The organism is Limnobaculum zhutongyuii (assembly GCF_004295645.1).
GTDB classification, from domain to species: domain Bacteria; phylum Pseudomonadota; class Gammaproteobacteria; order Enterobacterales; family Enterobacteriaceae; genus Limnobaculum; species Limnobaculum zhutongyuii.
The window spans coordinates 1,819,709-1,837,166 of sequence record NZ_CP034752.1 but is presented as its reverse complement, the minus strand read 5'-3'; the positions used below and the strand labels follow the sequence as shown (position 1 = coordinate 1,837,166).

At 44.5% G+C, this 17,458-nt stretch carries 16 protein-coding genes; 3 read left to right on the top strand and 13 right to left on the bottom strand.

Annotated elements, in window-relative coordinates:
• Nucleotides 1–149: 149 nt before the first annotated feature.
• On the top strand, nucleotides 150–3,164 hold the full coding sequence (locus EKN56_RS08005; RefSeq protein WP_130591295.1) for a Tn3 family transposase: 3,015 nt from the start codon (nucleotides 150–152) through the stop codon (nucleotides 3,162–3,164).
• Here EKN56_RS08005 and EKN56_RS08000 read toward each other — a convergent pair.
• From EKN56_RS08000 to EKN56_RS07985, 4 genes are all read right to left on the bottom strand, one after another.
• Nucleotides 3,142–3,618, bottom strand: coding sequence for a hypothetical protein (locus EKN56_RS08000; protein ID WP_130591294.1), 477 nt, complete (start codon nucleotides 3,616–3,618; stop codon nucleotides 3,142–3,144). The genes EKN56_RS08005 and EKN56_RS08000 overlap by 23 nt on opposite strands.
• 166 nt (nucleotides 3,619–3,784) lie before the next feature.
• On the bottom strand, nucleotides 3,785–4,633 hold the full coding sequence (gene modD, locus EKN56_RS07995) for a ModD protein (protein WP_130591293.1): 849 nt from the start codon (nucleotides 4,631–4,633) through the stop codon (nucleotides 3,785–3,787).
• A gap of 4 nt (nucleotides 4,634–4,637) precedes the next feature.
• Complete coding sequence (locus EKN56_RS07990; RefSeq protein WP_130591292.1) at nucleotides 4,638–5,450, bottom strand: class I SAM-dependent methyltransferase; 813 nt, start codon at nucleotides 5,448–5,450, stop codon at nucleotides 4,638–4,640.
• A 267-nt stretch (nucleotides 5,451–5,717) separates the two neighbouring features.
• Nucleotides 5,718–6,194, bottom strand: a complete 477-nt coding sequence (locus EKN56_RS07985) for a DUF2846 domain-containing protein (protein ID WP_130591291.1) — start codon at nucleotides 6,192–6,194, stop codon at nucleotides 5,718–5,720.
• Nucleotides 6,195–6,496: 302 nt separating this feature from the next.
• On the opposite strand from EKN56_RS07985, the gene EKN56_RS07980 reads away from it, so the two are divergent.
• Nucleotides 6,497–6,868 carry a VOC family protein gene (locus tag EKN56_RS07980; protein WP_130591290.1) on the top strand — a complete coding sequence of 124 codons (372 nt, stop codon included), beginning with the start codon at nucleotides 6,497–6,499 and terminating at the stop codon, nucleotides 6,866–6,868.
• Nucleotides 6,869–6,920: 52 nt separating this feature from the next.
• On the opposite strand, the gene EKN56_RS07975 is transcribed toward EKN56_RS07980, so the two are convergent.
• The 7 genes from EKN56_RS07975 to EKN56_RS07945 all read right to left on the bottom strand — a co-directional run bounded on the left by EKN56_RS07975 (nucleotide 6,921) and on the right by EKN56_RS07945 (nucleotide 14,092).
• Nucleotides 6,921–9,605, bottom strand: coding sequence for a bpX6 domain-containing protein (locus tag EKN56_RS07975; protein ID WP_130591289.1), 2,685 nt, complete (start codon nucleotides 9,603–9,605; stop codon nucleotides 6,921–6,923).
• Nucleotides 9,595–11,193, bottom strand: coding sequence for a hypothetical protein (locus EKN56_RS07970; protein WP_142665308.1), 1,599 nt, complete (start codon nucleotides 11,191–11,193; stop codon nucleotides 9,595–9,597). The genes EKN56_RS07975 and EKN56_RS07970 overlap by 11 nt, the downstream gene beginning before the upstream one ends.
• 8 nt (nucleotides 11,194–11,201) lie before the next feature.
• Nucleotides 11,202–11,447, bottom strand: coding sequence for a hypothetical protein (locus tag EKN56_RS07965; protein ID WP_130591287.1), 246 nt, complete (start codon nucleotides 11,445–11,447; stop codon nucleotides 11,202–11,204).
• 2 nt (nucleotides 11,448–11,449) lie between these two features.
• The gene (locus tag EKN56_RS07960; RefSeq protein WP_260676971.1) at nucleotides 11,450–11,887 is read right to left on the bottom strand and encodes a bpX5 domain-containing protein; all 438 of its coding nucleotides are present in this window, start codon (nucleotides 11,885–11,887) and stop codon (nucleotides 11,450–11,452) included.
• On the bottom strand, nucleotides 11,884–13,002 hold the full coding sequence (locus EKN56_RS07955; protein WP_130591285.1) for an AAA family ATPase: 1,119 nt from the start codon (nucleotides 13,000–13,002) through the stop codon (nucleotides 11,884–11,886). Before EKN56_RS07955 ends, EKN56_RS07960 begins: the two co-directional genes overlap by 4 nt.
• Before the next feature lie 145 nt (nucleotides 13,003–13,147).
• Complete coding sequence (gene bhsA, locus EKN56_RS07950) at nucleotides 13,148–13,402, bottom strand: multiple stress resistance protein BhsA (RefSeq protein WP_130591284.1); 255 nt, start codon at nucleotides 13,400–13,402, stop codon at nucleotides 13,148–13,150.
• 258 nt (nucleotides 13,403–13,660) lie between these two features.
• Complete coding sequence (locus EKN56_RS07945) at nucleotides 13,661–14,092, bottom strand: carboxymuconolactone decarboxylase family protein (protein ID WP_130591283.1); 432 nt, start codon at nucleotides 14,090–14,092, stop codon at nucleotides 13,661–13,663.
• Nucleotides 14,093–14,181: 89 nt separating this feature from the next.
• Here EKN56_RS07945 and pdxR point away from each other — a divergent pair, with 89 nt between their 5' ends.
• Nucleotides 14,182–15,609, top strand: coding sequence for a MocR-like pyridoxine biosynthesis transcription factor PdxR (gene pdxR / locus EKN56_RS07940; protein ID WP_130591282.1), 1,428 nt, complete (start codon nucleotides 14,182–14,184; stop codon nucleotides 15,607–15,609).
• 37 nt (nucleotides 15,610–15,646) lie between these two features.
• Here the strand turns inward: pdxR and EKN56_RS07935 are convergent, their stop codons facing one another.
• Entirely contained in the window at nucleotides 15,647–16,231 is a 585-nt protein-coding gene (locus tag EKN56_RS07935; RefSeq protein ID WP_130591281.1) for an isochorismatase family protein, read from the bottom strand.
• Between the two features lie 19 nt (nucleotides 16,232–16,250).
• Nucleotides 16,251–17,321, bottom strand: coding sequence for an alkene reductase (locus tag EKN56_RS07930; RefSeq protein WP_407656534.1), 1,071 nt, complete (start codon nucleotides 17,319–17,321; stop codon nucleotides 16,251–16,253).
• Between the last annotated feature and the right edge of the window lie 137 nt (nucleotides 17,322–17,458).

Here is a 17,458-nt window from a genome sequence, read left to right as displayed (position 1 = left end):
CAAATCGATATTGATACTGCGTAGTATCATAAAGTATAAATCGCGATTTTTGATACTCATGTTTGAAGTCGTTTTGAGTGGTCTCAAAACTTATAACATTTGAGATAGTTAAAAATAGACCTAAGTCATAGTTACGCAAGGAGTGCTGGATGCCTATCGATTTTTTGACTGAAGAGCAGAAGCAAAATTATGGATGTTATGCGGCAGAGCCGAACGAGGTACAACTGGCCCGTTATTTTATTCTGGACGAAAATGACCTGACATTCATCGCACAAAGGCGCGGGGACCAAAACCGTCTTGGCATAGCCCTTCAACTAACATCAGTCCGATTTTTAGGCGCGTTCCTGTCTGATTTGACTCTGATTCCGCAAAATGTACAAACCTTTGTTGCCACGCAACTTTCAATCAGTCGGACTGACATTCTGGCTGAATACGCAAAACGCGAACCAACCCGCTGGGAGCATTACGCTCAAATCAAAAAATATTATTACTATCATGATTTCGGGGAGTTTCCGTGGACCTTCAGATTGAACCGGTTGCTGTATACCCGAGCTTGGATTAGCAACGAACGCCCCAGCCTGATGTTCGATTTCGCCACCGCATGGCTGGTACAGCATAAAATTTTATTACCAGGAGCCACAACACTCTCCAGAGTGATCACCGAAATCCGTGAACGAGCAGCTCACCGTCTTTGGCAAAGATTACTGGCATTGCCTAATGATGAACAGAAACAACAACTGGATGAATTACTGAGCTTTAGCGAAGGCCAGAGAGTATCCATGTTCGAGCAACTGAAAAAAGGCCCGGTGACAATCAGTAGTCCTGCGTTTAATGATGCACTTGATCGTTATAATAAATTGCACCAACTGGGTTTTCAGCAACTCGATTTTACAGGCCTTCCACCGGCTCAGCTAAAAAGTCTTGCCCGCTATGCCAATGTTACCTCGGTAAAAAAGATAGCTCGTATACCCATGAAGAAACGTACAGCGATACTTATTGCCTTTGTTAAATCATTAGAGGTCATTGCGCTGGATGAAGCCATCGATGTTTTGGATATGCTAATCACTAATATTGCCGGAGAGGCTAAAAAAGCAGGGCAAAAGAAGCGGTTGAGGACGCTGAAGGACTTGGACCGCTCTTCGTTGATACTGGCAAAAGCCTGCGCACTCTTGCTGGATGAGGTAACTGATGATGCGCACCTCCGAAAATCGATTTTTTCCTGTATTCCCAAAGAAAGACTGGCTGAGTCGGTAAAAATGGTCAACGAGTTGGCCCGACCGGCAGACAATAATTTCCACGATGAAATGATTGAACAATATGGACGAGTTCGCCGTTTTCTGCCCAGAGTGCTCAGGGAATTAACTTTTCTGGCCGCCCCGGCGGGAGAACATACTCTGGCAGCTTTTAACTATTTATCGTCGCTAGGCACTTCAAAAAAGCACATCCTTGACGATGCCCCGAAAAATATTATTACTGGTGCCTGGAAGCGTCTGGTTTTTGACGAAGAAGGCCGAGTAAGACGGCCTGGCTATTCACTATGCCTGCTGGAGCGGTTTCAGGATGCATTAAGGCGGCGGGATATTTATCTTGAGAATAGCGATCGTTGGGGAGACCCACGGTCAAAGCTATTACAAGGGACAGAATGGCAAGCTCAACGCATCCCTGTCTGTCGAGCATTAGGTCACCCAGTCAATGCTCGGCAGGCAACAGAAAAGCTTGCTCAGCAGTTAGATTTTGCCTGGAAAACAGTAGCTGATGGTTTTGATGATAATGCGTCAGTCCATATAGAACACGGAGGAAAATATCCTACGTTGACTATCAGCAGCCTTGAGAAACTGGATGAATCACCAAGTCTGATAGCTCTCAACAGGCAAGTCAGGCGTCTTTTACCTTTGGTGGATCTGACGGAGCTATTACTGGAAATCAATGCCCATACAGGATTTGCCGAAGAATTTACCCATGTCAGCGAGTCGAATGCGCGAGCGAAAGATCTGCATATCAGCATTTGTGCTGTATTACTGGCAGAAGCCTGCAACATTGGCTTTGAACCATTAATTAAGCACAATATTCCATCATTAACCCGGCATCGTCTTAGCTGGGTGAAACAAAATTATTTTCGGGCCGAAACGCTTATCAAAGCTAATGCTCGCCTGGTTGATTACCAGGCTACGCTCAGTCTGGCTCAGCGATGGGGTGGAGGAGAAGTCGCTTCTGCTGATGGTATGCGTTTTGTTACGCCAGTTAAAACGATTAACGCCGGCCCCAATAGAAAGTACTTTGGCTCCAATCGTGGAATTACCTGGTACAACTTTATCTCCGATCAGTTTTCTGGTTTTCACGGCATTGTTGTACCGGGTACGTTGAGAGACTCAATCTTTGTTCTGGAGGGGTTACTTGAACAGCAAACGGGGTTGAATCCACAAGAAATTATGACTGACACAGCAGGTGCCAGCGATTTGATATTCGGTCTGTTCTGGCTTTTGGGATACCAGTTTTCCCCGCGTCTGGCGGATGCCGGAGAGGCTGTTTTCTGGCGTGTGGATAAAAATGCGGATTACGGCCCTCTCGATGACCTGGCCCGTGGTTGCATTAATCTGGCACTGATTGAGGCGAACTGGGACGATATGATGCGGATTGCGGGTTCTCTTAAATTGGGAACTGTACAAGCATCGGAGCTAATCCGCAGTTTATTGAAGAGTACGCGCCCGTCCAGTCTGGCACAGGCCATCATTGAAGCGGGGCGAATAAATAAAACGCTTTACCTGCTGAATTATATTGATGATGAAGATTATCGTCGTCGAATACTAACGCAACTAAACCGGGGGGAAGGGAGACACAGTGTGGCTCGCGCCATTTGTCATGGTCAACGTGGCGAAATCAGAAAACGCTATCGCGAAGGGCAAGAGGATCAACTGGGATCATTGGGGCTGGTAACAAATGCTGCTGTTTTATGGAATACGCTGTATATGCAGGAAGCCCTTGGACATATTAATACCGATAGTCAGCCTGGTGAAATTAATGAAGACGATATATCCAGATTATCGCCATTGATGCATGGCCATATCAATATGTTAGGGCATTACTCATTCACCTTGTCTGAAAAGGTGATGAAGGGTGAGCTAAGGCCGTTGAATCAACAGGTTAACGAATATATAGACGCTTAGCGTAGGTTTTCGCCCCATTGGCCCTCAAACCCCTATTACTGCGGTTACGGAAAGAGAGCTGGTAGCGTTCCCCTTCTTTGGCACTCAGGGCGTATTCGCCGTTACTCCGCTGTTTGATTGCCATATTACGACCGCTGTCATCCTGAATATTCATTTTTACCGATGGTACTAAAGTCAGATCGGTTCGATTTTGGCCAGTGACTTTTGAAGCAGTATAATAAATTTCAACCAGGCTCTCTGGTGTATTACGTAAACGGGTAGCTTCAACGCTAACCACGTTTGAGTTAACATTCTCCCCCCATTTAGTACCAAGATTCTGAGAGAGTTTAGCCGCCGGTGCACTGTCTTCCATGGCCGGTGATTCAGAGGAAACCTGTTGTTGGCTACTGCATCCAGCAAGGATCATAACCAGACCAAAAATTAAGGCGATATTACGTTTGAGATTGATTTTCATGCCAGCTCCTGCCTGTGGTTTTCGTTCCTGTAAGATGATAAATCAAATTGGATATCCGTTGTGTGATAGCAACAAACTGGTTGTTGTTTAATCATTATTCATTAATGCTATTTGTTTTTCCAGTTTGATAGCCAACTGGAACGGCTTTTATAACATTGCTGGTTAACTAATTTGTCGGTTGTAATACCACCTTAATATCTGCCGGAATTGCATAATACGGAGCGGAAGTGACGATAAGTTCAACACCTGTTTCAGCATACTGTTGGATATTGTCCCGGTTTACACCACCGGCAACGGAAATCAGGCAATGTGGTGCTATTTGATGCGATAAGGCAATCAATTCCGTTATTTGTGGTGGTGAGAATTTATCCAATTGCAAAATATCAGGCTGTGCCTGTAGCGCTAACAGGGCTTCTTCCATGGTGTCGGCTTCAACGATGATCTTCTTTTCTGGTGCATCGGTGCGAAGCAATGAGACTTGATGGTGCCAGTTATCAGATTGAGCAAAAAAGTGCCGATGATTGGCAAACATCAGCACCGTTTCAGCCGTGCCTCCCCGGTGAATGATTCCGCCACCATCAATGACTGCCGGAATAGCCAAAAACTTAGTTCCGGGAATACTCTTTCGGGTACAGGCGATGCGAATAGCCGGATTGATTTTTTTTGCGGCCTCAACCATTTCTGCCATATAGCCAGCTACGCCACAACTCCACTCTAAAACGTTTTGAGTGACCTTCCATCCCTGATGGAGTGCCGCAGCCGATCCTGTTGCAGTAAGTAATACATCGCCGGCCAGAGCATCATGACCATCCTGAGCGTTAAGTGTCACATTAAGAGATAGTTTGGTTAACAAGCGAGAAGCCACCGTCAAACCGCTAATCCGCCCAGACTGTCGACGGATAAACACCATGTTTCCAGGATGCTGTCCAATTCCTAATGCGCGAGTGGTCAAATCTCCGTGTTGAATATCATCAGACAACAATTGATCTATTTGGCTATCAGCAATGTAAAACATAAGGTTAGCTCCGCCCCTGATTTTTATCCCATGAAATAAATGCCCAACCGCGCAGCGGCGAGATTAATGGTTCGGGCCCATTTTTACCCTGTTGATAGTATTTATGTAGGTTGTCGCGTTCCCGATCGGTTAATTCCCCTAGCGACCAGCTAACGGTTTTCTCAAACTCTTCGTAACTGTCTGTTCTGGCCTGACAGTTACGGCTATAGATGTAGTCCAGACGCGGATTAATACCCATCTGACACAAAATATTTAATGGATAGATATAGTTAGGCAAACCGGTATTTTCTCTACCCAATGCGCGTAAAATTCGAATATCCATGAAATGAGGATCAATAGGATGGGTGGTATAAACCCGCATTAGTGCTTTATCGTGAAGTTTTTTTAGTGCGGCACCCATATCAGCAACCAATGTGGAACGTGAGGCAACCACAATATCGCTTGGCGGAATGTCATCCCAGTTATCATCCCATGCTCGTTGAAACAAAGTTACGTTATCCAATTCCATCACGTTGGCCCGGCGTTCGGCAACTTCCAGCATTCCGGCACTGTAGTCCAGCCCGTAAACGTGCTCGAGCTTATTTGCAGCCTGCAGGCAAATGGTACCGGGACCACAACCAATATCCAGCAATGTTTTTGCCCCCGTTAAATCCATCATCGATAAAAATTTTTTCAGATACTCATCTTCAGGATTAGCACAGCTTTCAGCCATTTTTTCTGCTTTAGCATCCCAACTGCTGGCAGGTTTGGTTACCCTTCCTGCTTTGGCCATATGGTTTTTATACAGAGAGGAAAAATCAATATCGCTAATAATCATGGTTTCAACCTTATTAACTTTTATTCTAAGTTTGACAAGAAGATGCTTTCCTTATGGGAAGGCTCTCTCATCACTATATATCATTTTATATAACGATTTGGAGGATATTTAGGAGGCGATGATAAGAGAAGTTGGAAAATACGTTTATAACGGAGCTTATTCTCTCGGGTTTTAAAACAAAAAAACTCGTTGGTCAAACGAGTTTTTATGGGACCAAGGTTACACAAAGTAATTTTGATGTGATTGATAATCACATATGACAATTGTTCAGTTATCGCATACGCCAGGCTCTGCAAGATGAACATCTGCTTTAGTTATTACCCTTTTCCCTTCTTCTTCACTGGATACACTAAGTTTGGCTCCGCCGACGAAAACTCCCATTCTTATATGTTGTCTGATGAAGTAATTTTTTCCAGGTTCTGTGAAGATAGATAAGTCGTTAGGAGAAAATTCTGATTCAGTTGAAATCTTATGAGTCTGATTACCGGCTACCAAAGTATAGAAAAAAGTTTTATCTGCGGTTTCACCAACGCACTTGTCATCAACATAGATATCTTTTTTTAGTGCCTTACCGGTAAAGCTATCGCGGTATATATACAAAGCAGATTGGTTTTCTTGTGGAACTGGAAAACTTTTAGTTATGGCTGACTCCTGATCGTTTGCCAGAGGTACCGTACTGTTACATCCACTGAGTAGCAAGATACTTAAAAGGGAAACAGACAGAAGTAAACTTTTAATATTCATCAAAACAGATCCTTTTATATAAAAATAAAATCATCAAAATAATGTGGAACTTAACTTACTGGTGTCTTACCAGCTTATCGTTTTAAGCTTGCTAACCAAGGATACAAGAGTACCACCGATCATTATCTTATATTTTTGATTCATCTAATTTTATTATTAAATTCAGTTTGTTATATCATCTTTCTTATTAAAAAATTCACAAAATCGGATCCATTTGGCGTTTTTAACACGCTTTATACAGTAAAGTATTTGTTCAAATTTTACTGACATACGGTCTAACCACCTACCGAAGAGGAAACCCAATGAAATATAACCCAACAGTTTGGTTTAAAATTTATGTTTCAGATATGGAGAGAGCCGTTAGTTTTTATCAGTCGCTATTAGATATTGAATTAACAAAGCTGTCTGATACCGATACTGAGTATTTTATGTTTCCTTATCAGGAAGGTATTGAAGGTTCCGGTGGCGCGCTGGTTAAGAGTAATGAAGGTACTCCGGGAAGCACAGGACCTCGCATTTATCTCGCCTGTTCCGACTGCGCCATACAAGTGAGTAAAGTGGAAGCTATTGGTGGACGGGTGATTTCACCAAAGCAATCCATTGGCGAGTTTGGCTTCTGCGCCACCATTGAAGATACTGAAGGCAATGTGATTGGATTGCACAGTATGCAATAAAGACCCGTTGCAGCGGCAAATACTCTCTGACAATGGTATTCGCCGCTGTAATTTATCTGACACTAATATGTCTGATACCGCTTCGATGCCAGTCGAGATGAAGTAATCGCCCTTTTCGATCAAAAATTAACCATCCATCATCCAGCATTCGAATATTGGGTGTGCTATCTTCTGACCAATGAATTGATGCACACATCTGCGTTTGATTTTTACTGTACAAATTGATCTCTTGCCCTTGCTCATCAGGTGCAAAAATCAACATGGTACATACACCTAAATGAATCTGTAAATCTCGTCCCTGTTTTTCCATCATATCATCCGGTAATGCAATACGGTTAGTGGTACCACGATAGCCACTCTTATTACTGTGCAGACACAGTACTAAACCATTTTGTTGATCCCTGACGAATTCACTACAAAAAATAGCGGAGCTATGGGAGTCGATACCTATCCAGGTGCTATTTTCAAACAGGCTGATATTATCGCGCGCTGTCAATCGACGTTCTGGTAAAGAATATCGCCAGAATTCAGGTTCCTTAGCCATTATCAACCACTGTTCTTCTTTCAACGTGGTATTCACAGCTGTTACGTTACCGGGAAGATCGTTAACTTGCCAAAGCGTACCCATATTTCGTTCAACATCAACTACCCGAATATGGTTACCTTCGGCAATACTCCAAATAATTCCGTCGAACTGTTGTGCATAAACATCCATTTTGACCATACCGAGTTCTGTTACGGTATGAAGAACTAAATCGAGTTTATTAACCAGCCAGATCTCATCTCTGCGAGTTAAAACTAAAGCGACCTGACGGCTATGAGCTAATACAATTCGATAAGCAGGAACAGAATAACGCGATACGATCTGACCCGTTGAATTAACTATCGCAGCCCCTGCTTCGCCTAAGGCAACCAAATAGCGTTGGTCCAGCAATACCGCCGCATCATAAATTTCATGTAACCCAGGTTCGGGTGCGATGATATCTATTACTTTTTTTTGCTGTTCAAAACTTTTAAGTTCCGGTGAAGGGAATTTACCCTGAGGCAAATCGTTTTTCAGTACCTTATCGTCACTTAGCGCAATCAGTTTTGTAATCTCATTTCCGGTCAACTGAGCATGCCCGCTAAACTGATCGGATATCATGGTTCTGACCAGTCCTTTAGCCAGCCCACGACTTGCCGGAGTATGTTGTTGAACCGCCAGTAATTCGGCGGCTAATGCTGCCCGGTCCTGATAGCGATCCGCTGTGTGAATGAGCTTGGAAAGGTAGGATTGATAGATATCTAAAGTATCCGGCAATAATAATGACCGTTTTACTAAGGCTCGGGCGGCTAACTGCCCACCGGCAGATTCTGCATTTAATAACCATTGCTGCGCCTGATGTTGTTCTTCAGCTAAACGCCAAACCGCATCAACGGCGTCAAGCCACTTGCCCTGTTTCGCCAGCGATTGTGCCCACTCGACTCTTAAACGTTTAGCCGCATCCGGCCAGTTAGGTTCTAACAACAGTACCGCACTGGCAAATCCATTTTCCAGTCGGGCAATCGTAACGGCGGTTTGCCAGTCACCGCTACAACAATAGAGCCGAATAATTTGTGCGGTTGGAAAACGCCATGAACGCGCAAGTTCAGCCGCCTGCTGATAGCGCTGATGTTTTTCCAGATAATCTAATGCCTCTTGCCGAACCTGTAGCAATTCGGCTAAGACGAATAGTGCTTCATCAATTCGTCCAGTCTGGTCGAGGCGGGTAAACTGCTGGCGATACAACTGCTGCAAATACTGCTGTAACTGACTGCTTATACCAACAAAGGCACCTGAACCAGAATATGATTGATTTACATTCAAATTCTGACGAGCCTGTAAGCGACCTAACATTTGCTGTTGTGAAACATCATCGCTCCCCAACGGCAACGCATGACGCAGCGCATTTTCAATATCGTCAGATTCAAACATCTCCATCATCCGGCGGATATAGTTCGCATGTTGTCTTCCCATGATTGAAGATAATCCACTGGTCATCGCTAATTTAGCCAACCAGCGCTGCCAATGGGAGACTTGCGATAATCCTTTCTGAGGATCGCTATCTGTGATTGCCGATGTGGTCTTTTTCGAGATTAATCCACTGATTAATTTAGACGCCAGCGAAGCCAGAGAACCCGATGAATTCACCGTTTTATTTGATTGCGCTCTTTTTTTTGCAGCTTGTAAAAATTGCTGTTGTTCATTACTGACAGGAGGAATTTTATCTCCCAGCATAGTACGGACATCCTGGGTTTTTGCCAGTAATTCAGTTTGATTCAGAGTCAGAGCGTCGTAACAATCGTATGTATCCTGAAAATCGTACCCTGCAATGTCTATCCAATTGGAAAGCGAGACTTTTTCTGCATTTGAAAAATGCATCGCCTCAACCTGACCGCTACGAACCAGCCATACATCAGCGGGTGGTAATGTAGCAATTTCAATCGTCTCCAGCGGTGCAGAACAGTAAGTTCTCCCCAGACGAATCATTGGCCATCCGACAATTTTTTCGCAGTACAAGCGGCGAGCATCGCGATAACATAGCAGGTCACCCTGCTCAAAACGGTATATCTGAGCCTCTTTTTGCCAGTGTTTTAATATCAACATCAGACGATGTTGTTGATTAAACCAGTCAGCGGGAAACCAAAGCGCTACAATATCTTGTTCACCGGTTAATTGTGGGTGACGAATTGCTGAACTGGGTAAATTACTCATCATTTCCTCCACCAATGCGCTGAGAAAAAAGCCGTAGCGTATTCTCATGCACTGAATAAACGATGAGTTCTTTTGCTTCTGTAAGTAAGGCTAATAAACCAGATACCGGACAAAAGGTCTTTCTGACTATTTTGGAGGTTGGTGTGGTATACAGCTTTTCAAGCTGCCCATCAAAATAACGACCAATACTCCGTTTATTTAGATTAATTAGCAGCAAGTTTGCAATAGCATCTTTATCTGGCGTCACGGATGAATAGTAAAGACCAATTGCTTTCCATCCTTCAGGTAAACTGACATCCACCGTTAGATCGTTAATTGAAAGGTTATGAATACGCCAAACCTCAGAGGTATCAGACTTCATTTGTATGGCACATGGATAACCAAGATGATGCCTGCGCTGAAAGGCAAACATCACACTGGTATTTTCCGGTGCCGTATAACCAAGAGAATAGTAATGGCTGACGTTTCGTAGATCGGTTACAACCTGATGTAATACGTTGTTACGGTAACAAATATAGGCAAGCGCATTGTCTCCCATCCGGGCGATTCCCAATACTCCTGTCATAATTAATCTCATAGAATCAGCGCTGGATGAAAACAGTACTAATTGATGCCCTCTGTCTAATACATACATCGCCGCCGACTGCCCATCGGTCAGATAAGCTGAAGGCTGCAGGTTTGCTCTTGCCACTGTAGTTTGGAAATCACGATGTTCCGGCTTTTGAAATGAAGATAGTTTGTTGGTTTGCCAAAACGTTAATGTATCCCCCTGACTCAGCAAGGCTCCAGCCATTTTTCCCTGACAATGCATGGCTAATATCTGCCACCCCGACGGCATATGTTGCCGAACCGGCTTAGACGCCTGTTTAACAATATTTGAGTCATTTAACCGTGGAACTTTAAATAGCACCACACCCGGCTCATCTAACAATGTGACGCCCACACAGCTACCGTGAGAGGAGATAATCGGAGGAAACATCAGGGAAAGTCGATGGTTCTGATTGCTCTGGTGAGAAACCATAACCTGGAACTGTCCTCTAATCAGCTGTCTGGCAATATTTGTTGCGGGTAACGGAAGCGTTATTCGACGACAATGACTACCATCCCGTAACTGAACCTCCAGCGTCTCACTATCCTGAGTTGGCTGAACTATCACCCGATGAGATATCTCTTTACCGGGCCATAAATCGATGGAGGCGTCACCACCCACCAACCAGCGTTCTCCCATACTGTCGTGATAATCCTGCAGCTTCAGTTGCCACTGGCAAATATGCTCAGCATTGACCGGATAGTAAGTTCGCGTTTTTAATAGTTGCTGTAAATGTTCAGGACTGGAAAATTCATACAGTTCAGTGCTGTGTTGCAGAACACCCCAACGTAGTCTGGCTCCAACCTGCTCTGCCCGACGGGCTAATAAAATCAGCATTGCTATATGAACTAAACGACAACTACCCAGTTGAAGCGGCCCACTGTCAAATAACACAATAATCAGACTTTGAGCCTGTTTGGCCCGATAATGAGGAGCAAGAAACAGATGTTCAGTGCTAGCCGCTCTGCGCAAAAACTCATCAGGTAGCTCATCTGCTAACAACCATTCGCTTAGTAATAATCGCTCATAGTCACCTTTGCGCTGAATATTACCCAGCCCATCCGGCTCCGGTTCTCCGCCCTGTTTTCCCCTCTGACAGGTCCCAATAGAGGATTAAGGCGGCGTAAAAACTCGGCGATACCTGGATATATCTCCGGAGCAAACCAGGTTAACCAGGAATGCCATGGTCGCAATGCTTCCGGTAGCGGTTGTACTGGTTGTTTTAGCAACTCGATGGTTGGCGTTGTCCCTGCCATGATTAAGCTTCTTCCCAATATTTTTCAATGCGATCCAACAGTGCCGGACTGACGGGTAATTGCTTATCCAGAGGAATAATGACTTTAGGCTGATGCCATAACAGATAAGGCACTCGCAGGTAGCGTTGTTTTAACGCCTGAGCAATAAGTTCCGTTGGTAGTGAGGGTTGCCAGCGTGTCGGTAACCATAAACTGGGTGCAAATGTATCCGGTGCGGCATATTCGATACCATCAATCCAGGGTAACAGTGCTGTTTTCCCCGTCACGATAAGAACATCGCGATTTGCCGTCACATGCAGTCTGGCTTGATGCTCTGAAGGCATCTGGCGTAAGCAGGCTAATAGTTGAGGTGCAATGATGCCAAACCCAACCGCCGCCTGTGGTTCAACCTCTGACATGCTTTGTCGCCAGTGCCAATCAAGAAGAGATGATAAATTCATATCAGATGGCTTAACTGCACGGCCAGTTGGGTACGTAAATCAGCCAGCTCAACGGGAATATTCTCTGTTGAGAAGTTAGCATCAATCTCTCTCAGCAGGCTTTCTACATTTTGTTTAGAAGAGTCCTGGCCCTTAATCAGTGTTTCGGCTTGTTCAATTAAACGACTTACGCGAGAAAGTGGCTGTAATGTCGCCTCTTCCACCACGCTAAACAGATAGCCATTAGATGAGACAGCCAGTTGATCCCGTAAAGCTTCTCGCCCGTTTTGCTGCATCTCTTGCGTTGGTAATACATACAATAGTGGCCATAAATCGGCATCCGTCGCTTCCAGTCTGCCACTGAGCAAGGTTGCCGCGGCAATCAGACGCTGGGCCCTGACGATACGCCGATCGGAAAGCAAAATACCCGCCTGACGTAAAGTTCGTATTGCTGCGGCTAATGCCGGGCGGATACCATCCAGTGATACTTGCTTCATCATTTGATGAAGTCTGTCTAGTTGTTCAGTATCAACCAGTGACTCAATCTGACGAAGTTCGGATTGCCAGCCTCCGGCTAACATTGCTTCTAACTGATGATCGGGAACTGCCTCAATAAACAGATGAAGTAAAAAGCGGTCGGCAAATGCAGCCAGACTCTCATCATCCGGTAAACTGTTAGCGGCACCAACACAGACTTTTAATGGACATTGGATATCCGTATGACCACGCCGAAAGCGACGTTCATTCAGAATACCTAATAAGGTATTAAGAATAGCGGTTGAACCTAAAAAGACTTCATCCAGAAAAACGATATCCGCTTCAGGAAGCATACCCGTTACGTCAGTTTCAACGGTACCTTCCCTGAGTTTTTTTAGATCAACTGCGCCAAATAATTCAGACGGTTCAGTAAATCGCCCCAATAAATACTCAAAGTAGTTTCCTCCCATGGCCTGAGAGACGCGGCGTACGACGGCACTTTTTGCCGTTCCGGGAGGGCCAATGACCAATAGATGCTCTCTGGCAACGGCGGCTAAAACCATCAGTTCAGCCAGTTGCTCCCGTCCGATTAATCCTTCTGTCGCAGAATGGATGGCTTCCCGAATTTTTGCCGTAATCTGTTTTAATTCAACGACCATAATATTTATGTCCTTATAATATGATGGTTGATTCTAACCGATCTGATTATCTCGCTATAATTTTTTTATTTCCATAATTGCCTGTTTATGGCATTTACCCGCAGAAACAAAAAAAAAGGAGGAAACCCTCCTTTTTTCATGTTGATTACTTATAAATAATAGCTACACCATTCAATTTATCATCACCACCGGCGGAGATAATTTTATAGGAGGTGGCACCTGCTTCATCGGCTTTTTTGGCTAACTGTCTTTCCAACTGATCGAGGGTACTGGCACCAGACACAGAAACGCTGCCCACTTTATTTAGACCATTACCAGAACTGACCTGATTTGCCGCAAATGCACTTACAGAGAAGGCTCCCGCCATTAATGCTGCTAATACTAATTTAGTTACTTTCATTTAATTACACCTCGTAAAATATTAGAAAAAGTACTGCTTTCGGGATGTATTCTACGGGGGGATATCTGACCTGAGCATGACCGATAAATGACAATTTTGTCATCTGACAAAAATATACATTTCTTTATAAAATATGGAGATAGTAAAGCACTGCCCCATCAATATGCATGACATCGACGGGGCCTGAAATTAACAATGTTGGTTAATCTCTATTTAAAGTGAAATATAAATAATCAACTTAATACAAAGTGCTTAATCTTACTGGCGTAAGCTAATGGCAATACGATTAAACGCATTCATTAAACCAATTGCTAACGTTAAATCAGATATTTCATTATCGGTGAAATGCTGCTGTAACCGTTGATAAAGTTCATCAGAACTGTTTTCAACCGAGATATGAGTTAAACCTTCAGCCCATTGCAACGCAACCTTCTCTTTTTCATTAAAGGCTGACGATATTTGCCATCCTGCCAGCGTGTCGATTTTATCGTTAGAGACATTCAGTTTACGCAGTTCATCGGTATGCATTTTCAAGCAAAAAGCGCAGCCATTAATTTGAGAAATGCGTAAATCGAGCAACGCAATCAGTTCAGGACCCACTGAACTGCTATGCAGCGCTTGTTTACAGGCAATCAGACCCTGATATGCCTGAGGGGAAAGTTTAGGATAAGAAAGACGTAACTGAGACATAATGTTCTCCATGGTGATATTTGATGACTAGTTTTGTCTAAATATGCCCTACAATAAAGAGCCATAAATTAACTTTTTTTATAGGCCATATGAATCGTTTTTTAACTGACATCAACTTCTCTACCCAATTGCCTGTTTATCAGCAGCTATGCTGGCATATAAAACAGGCGATTTTTGATGGGCAGCTAAAATCCGGCCAGCGAATTCCATCAACCAGAAATCTGGCAAATCAACTGAATATCGCCAGAGGTACGGTGGAAAAAGCCTATGGCATACTGGCAGATGAAGGATTGCTGATGACCAATCAGCAACACGGTACTTTTGTCGCTAATATTCCATTAGCCATTCAGCCAGCGCAAAACGTACAACATCATCATTTAAGTTCGGATTTGAAGGTCAGCGATCGCCTGCTGCCTTTTCAGCTGGGAGTACCTGCGGTCGATGCTTTTCCTTTAGCTAAATGGAACCGGCTGCTGGGCCATATTAGTCGAACCATCAGAAACTCACTGTTGGCCTACCCGGATCCGCAAGGTGAGATGCCATTGCGTGAGGCTATTGCCAGCTATTTAAGAATCTCACGCGGTATTGATTGTCATCAGAACCAAATCTTTATTACCGCAGGATACAGCTCGGCTATTCGCTTAATTACATCGGTTATTCTATCTGCCAATGATAAAATAGCCCTTGAAAACCCTGGTTTTCCTCAGTCTCGTACCCTGCTGTCAAATCTTGGTTATCAAACCATTCCTGTAGAGGTTGATAGTAACGGTCTTAATCCCGAGTTTCTCAGTCCTGATATTGCTAAAGCCGTTTTATTAACCCCTGCTCATCAGAGCCCGTTAGGCGTGACGTTAACGCTGGAACGCAGAATTAAGCTCATCGACTGGGCCACACAAAATAGCCATTGGCTGATTGAAGATGACTATGACGGCGAGTATCGCTATACCGGCTACCCTTTACCTGCATTGAAAAGTCTGGATACCCAGCAGCGCGTTTTTTATGTTGGATCATTCAGTAAGGTATTGTTTCCGGCTCTCAGACTGGCCTATTTCGTCGTTCCTGAGTCCCAAATTGAAGCCTTCAGTCAGTATTTCAAATTCCAGCCCTGTTTATGCCCGGTATTAACTCAATTGACCGTGGCTAAATTTATGAACGATGGGCACTTTTTTCGCCATTTAAAAAAGATGCGGCAGTTGTATGCCAAACGACGTGAGCTGTTAGCCAATACTCTGGAAAAAAACTGTCCATTGGTCTCTAAAATTGAATGTCATCAGGGAGGTATGAATATTATTGCTCATCTGCCATCTTCTCTTAATGATAAAAAAATATCGATCAACGCCAGACAACATCACTTAGCCGTTGAAGCACTGAGTGATGGATATGCGATAGAAACAGCGCCAGAGAAAAGGCAAAATGGATTACTGCTGGGGTTTACCAATATTGATAACAGAGAAAAAGCGGAACAGATTTGTTGTGCGCTACATAAGGTAATTAATGATGAATCTGGACTGTTATGAGAAAAGGCTCCCTTAATACCGGGAGCCTTGATATCAATTATGCAGTCAGGGATTCCATAAGAACCTGCACTAGTTGACCGCCTTGCGGGGTAGCCCAACTGCCTGCCAGTTCAGCAATCAACTGATTGGTCGTCGTTAACGTGACGCCATTCTTCTCCATGCGTCGCAGCGCAATATCATCTGCCATTCGGGTTGGTGAAGCCCCCGCATCAGCAACTACCTGAACGTCAAAACCGTCTCTGACTAAGCTCAATGCAGGATAAACTGTACATACGTCATTGGTTACGCCCGCAATAATCATCTTTTTACGACCGCTGGCTTTTACCGCCGCCGCAAAATTCTCATCATCCATAGCATTAACCATCCCCTGACGTTTTATCCGGGTTGCAAACGCTTGGGGTAAAATGGCTTCCAGCTCACGCAATAATGGCCCCTGAGCCTGCTCTTCCATACTGGAAGTTAATACCACGGGCAACTTCAAAATATTGGCGGACTTAGCCAGCATCAAAGCGTTACGTTTCACCTCTTCAAATGGTGAAGATTTTGCCCAGCTCATGGTGCCAATTTGATGGTCGATCAGCAATAAAACGGCATTATCGGCATTAAAATTTTGATAACTCATGATTGTCTCCCGAATGCTTTTAGATTGCGTTCAGTACAGGATAATCGGTATATCCCTGTGCGCTACCACCAAAAAAGGTATTACGATCCGCTTCATTCATCGGTGCGTTCGACTTTAACCGTTCAACAAAATCCGGATTGGCCAATACCATCTGACCATAAGCCTCCAGTTCCGCCAGACCGGATTGCACATCGCTACCCATTTTCTCCCGGGGCTGTCCGGGGCGATTAACAATAAGAGTTTGCGCCCAGCGTTCACGTATCTCTTTCAGCAAGGGTTCATTGCCCTGCTCCATAATATGCAGATAGGCCAGACCTAATTTATTCAACTCAGCAACCAGATAACGATAAAGCGCAGGTCCTTCTTCACCTTCATCAATACCCCATATCGTGATGCCTGGAGATAGACGGATAGCCGTTCTGTCAGCACCAATCTCTTCCGCTACCGCAGCGGCTACTTCTAATGCAAAGCGAGCCCGATTCTCTATTGAACCGCCATATTCATCAGTGCGGGTATTGGCGCTTGGCGCTAAAAACTGTTGGATCAGATAGGCATTGGCACCATGAATCTCTACGCCATCTGCCCCGGCTTCAATGGCACGGCGTGCCGCAAAACGAAAATCGGCCATGGTCTGGCGTACCTCTTCAGTACTCAATGCCCTGGGTTCCGGAATATCCTGCATGCCTTTAACGGTAAACATTAGCGTTGCTGGCGCAATGGACGAAGGTGCAACCCCCTGACGATGGTGAGGCGTATTATCAGGGTGTGACATACGTCCGGCATGCATCAATTGAATAAAGATATGCCCACCCTGGTTATGTACGGCGGTGGTTATTTTGCGCCAGCCAGCAACATGTGCATCAGTATAGATTCCCGGTGTCATCAAATAACCTTGTCCGTCATCAGAGGGTTGAGTCCCTTCCGCAATAATGAGGCCAACAGTGGCGCGTTGCGCATAATATTCCGCCGCCAACTCGCCCGGAGTGCCATCGTATTGCGCTCTGCTTCGGGTCATTGGAGCCATAACCAAACGGTTTGATAAGGTATAACCACCAACCTGAACCGGAGTAAATAACTTATTCATGATCAATTCCTTGCGTATTGTCGGTATTGGCAACAGCGTCTCTGTGCCACCCGAAGGTTAATGTGTGCTCGGGACTATCATGGTTTAAAAACAAAATGGGATAAATAGGGTAAAATGGAAATCATTAATCCATTTATGGAACA